The organism is Rhodocyclaceae bacterium (genome assembly GCA_020248265.1).
Classification (GTDB): Bacteria; Pseudomonadota; Gammaproteobacteria; order Burkholderiales; family CAIKXV01; genus CAIKXV01.
On the sequence record JADCHX010000017.1, the window covers coordinates 53,580 to 65,919 of the forward strand.

Below are 12,340 nucleotides of genomic sequence, written 5' to 3' on the forward strand. Positions count from 1 at the left end.
TCGTTCAGGCCGCCTTTGCGGAAGTCGTCGAACCGGTGATCGCCGCATTCACCCGTGGCATCACTTCGGTGGCCATCAGTTCGATCGAACGCCGCGCGAGCTTCTCGTCCACCCAGTCCATGTTGGCGTAGACGATCTCGCCGAACGGACCGGCTTCCTCGCGCAGCTCGAGGATGCGTTCGGCGACGCGGTCGGGCGTGCCCCAGAGCACCAGCTTGTCGAGCATGTACTCGATGGTGAGCTCGGCGTCCGACTGTGCCTCGCTATCCTTGAAGATCGCGTGCCGCTTCGACAGCATCATCTTCTTCAGCAGCAGCTTCCAGTAGTAGCGGTAGGGGCTGTCGGGCGATTCGATCGCGTAGCGGCGTGCGGTCGCTTCGTCGTCGGCCACGAAGATCGTCCGTGCGATGCGCCAGTCGGCGATGTCGGCGACCTGCCCGACGTTGCGCTTGCCCTGCTCGTAGTTCGTCCAGTGGCTCTTCAGGTACTTCGACAGAAGGAAGTTGGCCGACATCGGATGGAAGTCGCGCTGGCCCATCGCGATCACGCCCTTCGAGAACGGCGCGACGACGGTGCCGACGATCTCCGGCCGCGGCAACTGGTACGGCTTGTACATCTCGCCGCGCTCGATCTCGGCCACCGAGGTCTTCGCGGTCGACACCTTGAACCGGTTGTCGGGCAGGTCGATCTCGTAGGGCGCGTTGCGTTTCCAGATCTCGAGGATCACGTCGATCGATTCGGCGAACAGCTTGTTGCGGTCTTCCGACAGCATGCCGAGCGCTTCGGCATCCGACGACAGGGCGCCGGGCGAGATGCCGAAGATGAACCGGCCGCGCGCCATGTGGTCGAACATCGCCGCATGCGAGGCGATCAGCGTCGGGTGGCTGTGCGACAGGTTGGAGGTGCCGGTGCCCAGGCGGATCTGCCGTGTCGAATGGATCAGCGTGGCCAGGAAGATGAAGCTGTTGGTGACGTTTTCGCTCTTCTCGGTCAGGTGCTCGCCCACGAATGCATCGTGGAAGCCGAGCCGGTCGGCCAGCATCACCGCTTCGCGGTCTTCTTCCAGGGTGACGGAAGGCGCGCGATGGGCGGGGTGGAGCGGCATCATGAACATGCCGAGACGCATGGGTTTCGCGGACATCGTGAATCCTTCGGTTCGTGCAGGTGATGGACGGCAGGGCAGCCGACCGCGGCGCGGCGTATTCTGCGCGCACGGCGCCACGGGCGCCACCGCAGGCGCTGCGTTCAGCGCAGCAGCGCGTTGATCGGTTGCAGGTCGTCGTCCTGGAGGTCGCCGACCGCCGCCTGCAGCCGCAGGCCGGACAGCAGCGTCGAGTAGCGTGCGAGCACCAGGTCGCGCCGTGCGTTGAAGAACGCCTGCTGGGCGTTGAGGACATCGACCTGGGTGCGCACGCCGACCTTCAGGCCCAGTTGCGTCGATTCGAGGGAGATGCCCGCCGATTCCATCGCCGCCTGCAGCGCGTTCACCTGGCTGATGCCGCTGGTGACGCCCAGATACGCCTGGCGTGCCGCCAGCACCGCGGCGCGGCGCGCCGTCTCGACATCCAGCAGCGCGCGCTCCCGGTTGGCGACGGCCTCGCGTACCCGTGAATCGATCGCGCCGCCCTGGTACAGCGGGACGCTCAGCTGCAGGCCGAGCACGACCTGGGTCACGTCGGTGCCGATGGAGGAGGTCGGGCTGGCGCCAGCCCGACTGTTGCCCGCGGAGCCGACCGCATCCAGGGTCGGCAGATGCCCGGCGCGCTGACGATCGATTTCGCGGCGCGCCAGTTCGACCGAGGCCTGCTGGATGCGCACCGTCAGCGCGTTGTCTCGCGCCTGACCAGACCACTGTTCGATGTCATTCGGTGCCGGGGGCGCCAGTACCGCAGTGTCGCGCAACGGCCTCAGGTCGGTCGGCGGCAGCCGCCCGATCACCTGCTGCAGGGCCTGCCGGCGTACTTCCAGGTCGTTGCGCCCGGCGATTTCCTGTGACGAAGCCAGGTCGAAGCGCGCCTTCGCTTCGTTGTAGTCGACGATGGTGGCCGTGCCGACCTCGAAGTTCGCCTTGGCCTGAGCGAGCTGTTCGCCGATCGCGCGCTTCTGCGACTCGACCACCGCCAGCGCTTCCTGGGCGGACAGCACGTCGAAGAAAGCCTGTGCGGCGCGCAGCGTGAGGTCCTGGCTTGCGAGCAGCAGTTGCAGGTCCGCCTGTTCGAGCTGGATGCCGGCCTGGTCGTACTGCACGCGGGTGGCCGGGCGGAATACCGGCTGGATCACCTGCAGGTTCAATGACGTCGTGTCGAATCGGCGCCCGCCCGGCTGGAAGAACGGATTGCCGGCGCCGAGCAGCGTTGCGTTGGTGTCGTTCCGGTTTGCGCTGCCCGACAGCGAAAGCGACGGCAGCAACCCGGAGCGCGCCTGCGGCAATCGTTCGCGGCTGGCGATCCAGCCGGCTCGGGCCGCGGCGAACTGCGGATCGTTCTCGCGGGCGAGCCGCTGGATCTCGATCAGGTCGGCGGCCACTGCACCCGGTGGCAGCGCGATCGCCCCGAGCGTGCCGAACGCGAGCGCCGCGGCCAGCGCAGCCACCCCTGGCATGCGCCGGACGAGGGCAGCGCGCAAGAACGATTCTGAGCGTTGCAGGTGGGGCAGGGGCATCTGGCGGTGACCTCGGCAGGCAGCGCAGCCGGTCGTCGGAGCACTCGTGTCGGAATTATGCAACGCATGCGGGCAGGCTGCGTACCGCGATGTCGCGCGGGTAGACTGCGCATCGCCGGCTCGTCCGGCCCTTGCCGCGACCACAACCACAACCGCAACCGCAACCGCCGGAGCGTCGATCATGTCCGCTGCACCCCATACACAGGCCTCCGGGCCGCTCCGTGCCACAGCGGGCGATACCGGTGGCGCCGCCGCACCCGGCCCGACTGCGGTGCTGGCCGCGTTTACCGCCGGCCTGCAGGCCGACGCGATCCCTGTGCGCGTGCGCGAGCGGGTTAAGGATATCCTGCTCGATTCGCTCGCCAGTGCGATCGCCGGGCGCGCCGGGGACGAGACCGCCCAGATCGGCGCACTGGCCGGTGCGCTCGGCCGCTCCGACGAAGCCACGCTGCTCACCGGTGGCGGCAGTTCCCTGGCCGGTGCCGTGCTGACCAACGGCTATCTCGTCACCGCGGTCACGGTCTGCGACGTGCACCGCCCGACGCTGTTCCACACGACGCCGCAGGTCGTGCCGCCCGCGCTGGCGATCGCCGAACGCGAGGGTCGCAGCGGCAAGGCCCTGCTCACCGCGATCGCTGCCGGGCTCGAAGTGTCGGTGCGAGTCGCCCGCGCGATGGACTACCCCGAGTTCCGCCGGCGCGGCTGGCATTCGCCCGGGGTGGTCGGCCCGTTCGGGGCTGCAGCCGCGGCCGGCAGCCTGCTCGGGCTGGATGCAGGGCGACAGTGCCATGCGTTCGCGCTCGCTGGCAGCCAGTCCGCCGGCACCTTCGCGCACTGGGGTACGCCGACCATCAAGTTCCATCAGGCACGCGGCAGCCTGTCCGGCCTGATGGCGGCACTGCTGGCGACCGAAGGGTTCCGCGCCAGCGCCGAGATCCTCGCGCACCCGGATGGTGGCCTGTTCAATGCCTATGCGAACGGCGGCCTGCCCGGCGAGGTCACCGGCGGCCTGGGCGAGGCCTGGAAGCTGGAAGAACTGGCACTGCGCCGCTGGCCGGCGGGCAGTTCGCTGCAGGCGATGATCACCGCGCTGTTTGCGCTGGTCGAAGGGCAGGGCGTGCAGGCGGCCGACGTGGCGCGCGTGCGCATCGGGCTGTCGAAAGCGGTATTCGACATGCACGGTACCTTGCCCTGGAGCGACAAGTTCAAGGCACTGCTGTCGGCACCGTACATCGCGGCGATCATCCTCCACGACCGCTGCTGCTGGCTCGACCAGTTCCTCCCGGCGCGCTACGCGGACCCGGCGGTCGATGCGTTCACGCGCGACCGGGTACAGGTCGAGGCCGATGCGGCGCTGGCCGGCAACGCGGCATCGGTCGAGATCACGATGGCCGACGGACGGGTCCTGCGCGAGGCGCGCAGCGAAGCGCTGGGAGACCCGGGCAATCCGCTCGACCGCGCGCAGATCGTCGGCAAGCTGCAGGAGGCGGCGGCGGGGTGGTTCGAGCCGGCCACCACCGCCCGCGTGGCCGCACTGGTCGACCGGCTGGAGGACCTTGGCGACCTGCGCGAGCTGATGGCGATCTTCCGCGCGGGGCGGCGCTGAACCGCCGCCGCGGGAGAGCGGGCAACGCTCGAATCGGCCGGACTGGGTGATAATCCGGGTCCCAGTCGACTCCGGACGAGCACGCTCATGCCCGATCACGCGCACACGCCCCACGCCCCGTTCCAGCGCAAGGAAGACCGCCGGCTGGTGACCGGCCACGGCCTCTACACATCAGATCGCACGTTCGCCGGCGAGCTGCATGCCGTGTTCCTGCGCAGCGATCGCGCGCATGCCGAGATCGTTTCCCTGAACACCGAGGCGGCGAAGGCGATGCCCGGCGTGCACGGGGTATTCACCGCCGCCGACAGCACGGCCGCCGGCATGGTGAAGGTGATGTGCATGCTCGCGCTCAAGGGCACCGACGGCGAGCCGCCGCGCGTGCCGGCGCGCAGCGCGTTCGCCGACGGGCGGGTGCGTTTCGTCGGCGAGACGGTGGCGATGGTGGTGGCCGATTCGGTCGCCGCCGGCATGGACGCGCTGGAGGCGATCGAGGTCGAGTACCGTGACCTTCCGCATGTGGTCGATGCCGGCCGGGCGCTCGATGGCGGTGCTCCGGTTATCCATGAAACCGCGCCGGGCAACCTGTGCTGGGTCGGCGAGGCTGGCGACCGCGCCGCCGTCGATGCGGCGATGGCTTCTGCCGCCACCGTCGTTGAACTGGCGGTCGAGAGCACGCGGGTGATTCCCAGCCCGATGGAGCCGCGCTGCTGCGCGGCCACCTACGATGCCGCGAACGACCACTACCATCTGTATTCGGTTACCCAGGGCGTGAATGCGATGCGCCTGCAGGTCTCGTTTGCCGCCGGCATTCCCGAGAGCAAGCTGACCATCCATGCGCAGGATGTCGGCGGCAGCTTCGGCAATCGCAGCCCGCACTATCCCGAACACTGCGCGGTGATGCTGGCCGCGAAGACGCTCGGCCGGCCGGTACGCTGGGCCGGCACGCGTTCCGAATGCCTGGCCAGCGACTACCATGGCCGCAGCAACCAGATCGCCGGCAAGCTGGCGGTCGACAAGGACGGCCGCTTCACCGCGATCCAGCTCGACTGGGTCGCCGACATGGGCGCCTTCATCACCCCGGCCGGCATCGCCAGCCACACGCGCAACCCGGTGGTGCTGCTGTCGGGCGTCTACCGCATCCCGGCGATGCATGGCCGCTGGCGCGCGGTGTTCACCAACACCTCGCCGATCGCCCCTTACCGTGGCGCGGGTCGGCCCGACGTGAACTACATGATCGAGCGCCTGGTCGACGAGGCTGCGGCGAAGCTGGGCGTCGATCCGGCCGACCTGCGCCGGCGCAACGCCATCGGCCTCGACCAGTTCCCGTACAAGACGCCGACCGGCACGACGTATGAAGCGACCGACGTTCCGGGCTCGCTCGAGAAGGCGGTGCTGCTCGCCGACTGGAAGGGCTTCCCCGCTCGCCGCGCAGCGGCGAAGGCGCGCGGCATGCTGCGCGGCATCGGCATGGCCACTTTCATCGAGAACACCGGCGCCGGCGTGTTCCCGAAGGATCAGGTCGACATCGAGGTCGACGCCAACGGCGTGGTACATGCCTACACCGTTGCCCATGCGCAGGGGCAGGGGCACGAAACCACGTTCACGCAGGTGATCGCCGATGCGATGGGTATCGATACTGCGAACGTGCTGCTGCATGAAGGCTCGCCCGACCATGTGCTGATCGGCAACCATACCGGCGGCTCGCGCTCGCTTGTCGGCGCCGGCAGCGTGTGCAAGCTCGCCGGACTCAAACTGGTGGAGGTCGCGAAATCGGCGGCCGCCGCGATGTTCGATACCGAGCCGTCGCAGATCGACTACGCAGCCGGCACCCTGACCGATCGGGTGAGCGGCAAGTCGACCACGCTGGTCGAACTGGCGCGGCGTCCGGAAGGTCTGAAGACACAGGCCGAGGCGACCATCGGTTCCACCTTCCCGACCGGCTGCCATATCGCCGAGGTCGAGATCGACCCGCTCACCGGCACCACCGAGATCGTGTCCTATGTCGCGGTGGACGACTGCGGCCATGCGGTCGACCACACGATCGTCGAAGGGCAGGTGCATGGCGGCGTGCTGCAGGGCGTGGGACAGGTGTTCTGCGAGAAGGCGATCTACGACGAACAGACCGGCCAGCTGATGACCGGCAGTTTCATGGACTACACGATGCCGCGCGTCGGCATGCTCAAGCACATCGTGATCGACGAGAACTGCATCCCGAGCAAGATCAACTCGCTCGGGGCCAAGGGCGTCGGCGAGTCGGGCTGCACCGGTTCGATTTCCGCGATGTCCAATGCGATGGCCGACGCACTGCGCCCGCTCGGCGTGCCGCCGATGGACATGCCGTTCACGTCCAGCCGCGTCTGGCATGCGATCGTCGCCGCCGGCGGGCTGAAATGACCCTCCGTACACCGACCGTCGCACACAAGGAGTACTGAATGTACGAGTTCGAATACGTGCGGCCGAAGTCGGTCGCTGAAGCGGCCGGTTTCCTCGCGGCCAATGGCGATGCGCGGCTGATGTCGGGTGGCATGACCCTGCTGCCGACCATGAAGCAGCGGCTGGCACAGGCCTCGCACCTGGTGCATGTCGGTCCGCTCGGCGAGCTGAAGTCGATCGCGCGCGAGGGCGACACGCTGGTCGTCGGTTCGGCCGCCACGCATGACCAGGTCCAGGAATCCGAGGTCGTGCGTGCGGCCATACCGGCGCTGGCGAAGCTTGCGCGCGGCATCGGTGATCCGCAGGTGCGCTACATGGGTACCATTGGCGGTTCGATCGCCAACAACGATCCGGCCGCCGACTACCCGGCGGGCGTGCTGGGCCTGGGCGCCACCGTAGTCACCCACCTGCGGCAGATCGCGGCGGACGACTACTTCCAGGGCCTGTTCACCACCGCGCTGGCCGAAGGCGAGATCGTCACCGCGGTGCGTTTCCCGGTGCCGCGTCGTGCGGGCTACGTGAAGTTCGCGCATCCGGCCACCGGCTATGCGATGTCCGGCGTGTTCGTGGTCGAGACCGGCAGTGGCGTGCGCGTCGCGGTGACCGGCGCCGGCAATGGCGTGTTCCGCTGGGCCGAGGCCGAGGCAGCGCTGGCGAAGTCGATGTCGCCGAAGGCGCTCGACGGCCTGGCGCTCGATGCGTCGCATTTCTCCGAAGACATCCATGCCACCCGCGAGTACCGGGCACAGCTGTGCCGGGTGATGGCGGCGCGCGCGGTCAACGAACTGCTGGGCTGAACGAACATGAGCCGAATCGAACTCACCCTGAACGGCAAGGCGGTCTCCGCCGACGTCGAAGACCGCACGTTGCTGGTGAACTTCCTGCGCGATGCACAGCAACTCACCGGCACCCATGTCGGATGCGACACGACCCAGTGCGGTGCCTGCACCGTGCTGGTCGATGGCCGCGCGTTGAAATCCTGCACGCTGCTCGCGGTGCAGGTCAGCGGCGCGAAGATCACTACGATCGAGGGCATGGCCAATGGCGAGGCGCTGCATCCGGTGCAGCAGGCCTTCTCGGAGTGCCATGGGCTGCAGTGCGGCTACTGCACCCCCGGCATGGTGATGGCGGTGACCGACCTGCTGCGCCGGTATCCGAAACCGACCGACGAGCAGATCCTGCACGGGCTCGAGGGCAACATCTGCCGCTGCACCGGCTACGTCAACATCGTGAAGTCTGTGAAGCGGGCGTCGGAGCTGATGACCGCTGGCTGATCGGCGGCATTCGCCACGCTTCCAGTAACTGCCGGCGCGGCAGCGCCCGCACACCCTTGAATCTCATCGACCAGGTGCTGGCAGGCGCGATCGTCGACGGTGTTGCCAGCGCGCGCGACATGCCAAAACGTGGAGTCTCTGGAACTCAAGCCATGGGGTCCCTCCGATCGGAGTTGCTGTCACTGATCGCCAGCACAGCCAGGGATTTCATTTCTGAACCGAGCAGTTCCCTCGACGCCAACATCAACCGCACCCTGGCGGCCATTGGTGAACTTTTCGACGTCGACCGGGCCTACGTCTTTGAGTACCGCGCCGCGCAGGGTGTGGTGTGCAATACCCATGAGTGGTGTGCCCCCGGGGTGGAGCCGCAGATCGAGCACCTCCAGGAGCTGCCTGTCGACCTGGTCCCATGGTGGATGGATGAGATGCGGGCCGGACGGGCCATCAACCTCTCCAGCCTCGACGACCTGCCGCCAGAGGGCGAGAGCACGCGACAACTGCTCGAGGCCCAGGGCATTCACTCGCTGCTGGTGCTGCCACTGGTCCGTCGTGGCCAGCTCGATGGCTTCGCCGGCTTCGACCACGTGCGCGGCAGCCGCTCCTGGAGCGAGGAAGAGGTGGCGGTGCTGCGGATCGTGGTAAGCAGTTTCGCCCAGGGCTTCGAGCGAAGGCAGATCGATCAGCGCCTCGAGCAGATGGCCTTTGAGGATCCGCTCACCGGTCTGCCCAATCGCGCCCTGCTCGGCCGGCGCCTGGAGGAAGCCCTGGCGAAAGCGCGCCTGAGCGGCCGACTCCTGGCCGTGGGCTACTTCGACCTTGACGCCTTCAAGCGAATCAACGACCGCTATGGCCACGCCGTCGGCGACGAGCTGCTGGCCGTGATGGCCACGCGCCTGCGCCAGAGCATGCATCCCGGCGAGACAGTGGCCCGTCTGGGTGGTGATGAATTCGTGGTGGTGCTGCCTGAACTGGAAAGCCAGCAGCGGCTGCTTGAGCGCGCCGAAGCTCTCCTGGGCCTGGTCGCCGAGCCCTGCATGATGAGCGACGGCTATTGCGTGGCGATGGGCACCAGCCTCGGCCTGCGCCTCGTGCCCCCGGACGACGCCGATCCGGACCTGCTGCTGCGCCAGGCTGATCAGGCCATGTACGCCGCCAAGCGCGCGGGTGGCAGCCGGATTCACATCTTCGATGCCAGCTTCGAACAACGTGAGCATCTGCGCCATGCCCGCATCCTTGCCATCCGCTCTGCCATCGGCAAGGGTGAACTGCGCCTGTTCGTGCAGCCAATGGTCAACCTCGCCACCGGCAGGGTGTTCGCGGTAGAGGCTCTCGTGCGCTGGGCCACCGTCGACCAGGGCCTGCTGCTGCCGGGGGAGTGGCTACCCCTGATCGAGCACGATCCCGCCATCCTCGAGCTCGGCGACTGGGTGATGGAGCAGGCGCTCCACTGGGGCTCCCGATGGCTGAATGACGGCCTGTGCGAAGGGATCAGCGTGAACGTATCGGCCCGCGAACTGCGCGATCCAGCCTTCAGCACGCGTCTCTGTACCCGCCTGCGCAGTTATCCCCAGTTGCCGACCGGAGCTCTGCGGCTGGAGGTGCTGGAGTCTGCGGCCATGCATGACCTCGACCAGGTGAAAGCCACGATGCGCGCCTGCCGCGAAGCGGGGGTGAGCTTCGCCCTCGACGATTTCGGCACTGGTTACTCGTCGCTCGCCTACCTGCGCCAGCTGCCGGTTTCGTTGCTCAAGATCGATCGTTCCTTCGTGCAGCAGATGCTGACGGAGCCGGGTGACGCCCTGATCGTGCGCGGCGTGATCGATCTGGCCCATGCCTTGGGGCTGCGCTGTGTTGCCGAGGGCGTGCAGACTGCGGGCCATCAAGCGCTGCTCCAGGAGATGGGATGCGAGTTCGCTCAGGGTTTCGGCATTGCCAGGCCGATGCCTGCGCAGCAATTTCCGGCCTGGGTGAAACGCTACTCGGATGGCGGAGGGGCGCCGATCCGTTCAACCCCGTAGCCGGAGCCGCACTGATCGGGCGGGACCAGACATCCCGAGCGGGTATCGATCGGCTCCATCATCGCTGGGCAAACACCCAGGTCACCAGCGAACGCAGTTCGGCGTCGTTGATCGCCGGATGGGGCGGCATCGGGATCGCTCCCCAGTCTCCGGCACCCCCTTCGCGGATGCGCCGCGCAACCCGCGCATCGCCACCCGTCTCGCTGCCGAATCGGTGGGCCACCTCCCGGAAGCTCGGGCCCACCATCTTGCGATCGACTGCGTGACATCCGGTGCAGCCGTAGGTGGCGAGCAGCGTCTGGACATCGCGCGATCCGCTTGCCGACGGCGCGGCGCCGGAAGCTGCAGCGGCTCCGCCCGCTGGCCGCGGGCGCGCACTGCCGTCGTCGTTGCGCCCGTAAAAGGCAAAAAGGTAGTCCACGATCGGCGCGATCTCGCTGGCTGCCACCGGCGCGCCGCGCTTGATCATCAGTTCGGTGTTCTCCAGCCACTCGCTGCGCGTCAGGCGCGACCGGGTAATGTGCTGGGCCTCATGGCAGATCACGCAGCGTTGCATGGTGAGTTCCATGCCCGGACCGGGCACCAGAGTGGGCTCGGGCGTGGCCGGGGCCTGCGCGCCGATCGGCGCGCTGGCAAGCAGAACTGCCGTGAGCATCGGACCCAGAAAGGCGGGCACGCGTGCCCGTCGGGGAGCAGAGCATCGCGGCATCGCTCAGGCCTCCACCGTGAAGCCGACGCGATGTACGCCGTTCCAGTAGTAACCCAGCGGATTCCACGCCGGCAGGAACGGCTGGGCGTTGCCGCGATCATCGGTGGCGCGCGCCAGTACCGTCTGGTACCCGCTCTTCTCTGGCATGTAATCGAGGCTGAACCGGCGCCAGGCGAAGCGATCGCCTCGCCGGTCGAGGGATGCGCGCTGCCAGGTCACACCTTCGTCGAAAGAGAGATCGACGCGGCGGATCGACGACTCGCCCACCCAGGCCCGACCCTCGATCGCCACGACCTGCCCCCGGCGGTACCGGGCGTTCGGACCGGGGAAGGTGATCATCGACTTGACCGGCCAGTCTTCGGTGCTGATCGCATCGGCTGGCATCTTCTCACCCGGGGAGACCGGGGTACCCGGCACGCGGTAGCTGTCATCCATGTAGGTGCCCTTGAACGGCGCGGGCAGCACTTCGATCGCCGTCACCCACTTGATCGACGCGGAGCCCACCCAGCCGGGAACCAGGCTGCGCATCGGCGCTCCGTGCACTGGCGTGAGCGTCTCGCCATTCATTCCCGTGGCGATCATGGTGTGGCGTTCCATGGCCTTGGCCATCGGAATCGACCGCACTACTGGCGGGATGGTGGGTAACGGGCCGCGGTCCACACCGAAGAACGCTACATGTACCGCTCCGTTTCGCACGCCAGCCATGCGCAGGATTTCGGCGAGGCTGACACCCGTCCACTTCGGACAGCCCATGCCGCCAGTCTCCGACCATGGTGTTCCGCGCGGCGTGGGACGAAACGCGGTGCGCCCGGAGCCCGCGCACTCGAGCATCGCCTGCTGTTCCCAGACGTTCATCTTGCGCAGATCGTCCAGTGTCAGGGTCAGTTCGCGATCGACCAGGCCACGCACGGTCAGCACATGCTTCGAAGCATCGACATCAGGCGTATTGAGATTGTTGCGCACGAACATGCGCCGCGTCGGCGTCACGAGAAAGTTGTGGTGCTCGGCTGGCACGCTGGCGGTCAGCGGACGCTCGGAATGGATCGCCAGCACTGAATCCTTGCCGGCCATGATCGTGGCGTTCGAGATGCCGGCCCCGGCATCGGCGGGCGCTTGCGCCACGGCCGAGCCGGCGATCGCGCTGCCGCCAAGCGCCGCGCTCGCCTGCGCGATGCGGGTGAGGAACTCGCGACGACTGGCATGCAGGCGCTCGAGGGGGGCGCCGGGGCGAGCGGTGGTCTGATCCATGGTCGATCCTCCTGGTTGATCTCGGGTCTGAACGGAACGAATGCGCGTTGCCTGCAGGCGACACGACTTTGGCGTCACTGTACACAGGTTCATGCGGCGGGTGAACGCCATCCACCGGGCGCGGCGATCGCGACGAGACGCTCGAAGAATCAGATTCGGTAGCGCTCGACGCGCTTCCAGTCGACCAGGGTCGAGAGTCCGACGCAATCGTCCAGCCTGACGACACCCTGGCAGATCTCGGGCGATCGCGTGCGTATTCCGGCGAACGTGACCGACGATTCCGGTGATCGTGACCGATGCCGTTTTTCCGGCACTGCGTGTGCCGGATTGTAGGGCGGTCGGTCACGATGCGCGTCGGGAAGGCGCCTATCCCGAGGCTTTTCGCGATTGA

9 protein-coding genes are annotated in these 12,340 nt (G+C 67.7%); 5 read left to right on the forward strand and 4 right to left on the reverse strand.

Annotation, left to right across the window (positions count from 1 at the left end; all coding sequences use genetic code 11):
- Window positions 1–4 precede the first annotated feature (4 nt).
- Both ING98_15500 and ING98_15505 read right to left on the reverse strand, forming a co-directional pair.
- Window positions 5–1,126: an LLM class flavin-dependent oxidoreductase gene (locus ING98_15500; GenBank protein MCA3103270.1), complete on the reverse strand. Its 1,122-nt coding sequence runs from the start codon at window positions 1,124–1,126 to the stop codon at window positions 5–7.
- Between the two features lie 119 nt (window positions 1,127–1,245).
- Entirely contained in the window at window positions 1,246–2,601 is a 1,356-nt protein-coding gene (locus ING98_15505; protein ID MCA3103271.1) for a TolC family outer membrane protein, read from the reverse strand.
- A 241-nt stretch (window positions 2,602–2,842) separates the two neighbouring features.
- Between ING98_15505 and ING98_15510 the strand changes: the two genes are divergently transcribed.
- The 5 genes from ING98_15510 to ING98_15530 all read left to right on the forward strand — a co-directional run bounded on the left by ING98_15510 (window position 2,843) and on the right by ING98_15530 (window position 9,992).
- Window positions 2,843–4,267 (forward strand): MmgE/PrpD family protein, encoded by a 1,425-nt coding sequence (locus ING98_15510; GenBank protein MCA3103272.1) that lies wholly within the window; start codon window positions 2,843–2,845, stop codon window positions 4,265–4,267.
- A gap of 87 nt (window positions 4,268–4,354) precedes the next feature.
- On the forward strand, window positions 4,355–6,661 hold the full coding sequence (locus ING98_15515) for a xanthine dehydrogenase family protein molybdopterin-binding subunit (GenBank protein MCA3103273.1): 2,307 nt from the start codon (window positions 4,355–4,357) through the stop codon (window positions 6,659–6,661).
- Window positions 6,662–6,699: 38 nt separating this feature from the next.
- Window positions 6,700–7,497, forward strand: a complete 798-nt coding sequence (locus ING98_15520) for a xanthine dehydrogenase family protein subunit M (protein MCA3103274.1) — start codon at window positions 6,700–6,702, stop codon at window positions 7,495–7,497.
- Window positions 7,498–7,503: 6 nt separating this feature from the next.
- The gene (locus ING98_15525) at window positions 7,504–7,974 is read left to right on the forward strand and encodes a (2Fe-2S)-binding protein (protein ID MCA3103275.1); all 471 of its coding nucleotides are present in this window, start codon (window positions 7,504–7,506) and stop codon (window positions 7,972–7,974) included.
- A 56-nt stretch (window positions 7,975–8,030) separates the two neighbouring features.
- Window positions 8,031–9,992, forward strand: a complete 1,962-nt coding sequence (locus ING98_15530; protein ID MCA3103276.1) for an EAL domain-containing protein — start codon at window positions 8,031–8,033, stop codon at window positions 9,990–9,992.
- 58 nt (window positions 9,993–10,050) lie between these two features.
- Here the strand turns inward: ING98_15530 and ING98_15535 are convergent, their stop codons facing one another.
- Both ING98_15535 and ING98_15540 read right to left on the reverse strand, forming a co-directional pair.
- Window positions 10,051–10,647 (reverse strand): cytochrome C552, encoded by a 597-nt coding sequence (locus ING98_15535; GenBank protein ID MCA3103277.1) that lies wholly within the window; start codon window positions 10,645–10,647, stop codon window positions 10,051–10,053.
- Between the two features lie 57 nt (window positions 10,648–10,704).
- The gene (locus tag ING98_15540; protein ID MCA3103278.1) at window positions 10,705–11,949 is read right to left on the reverse strand and encodes a sulfite oxidase; all 1,245 of its coding nucleotides are present in this window, start codon (window positions 11,947–11,949) and stop codon (window positions 10,705–10,707) included.
- Window positions 11,950–12,340 lie beyond the last annotated feature (391 nt).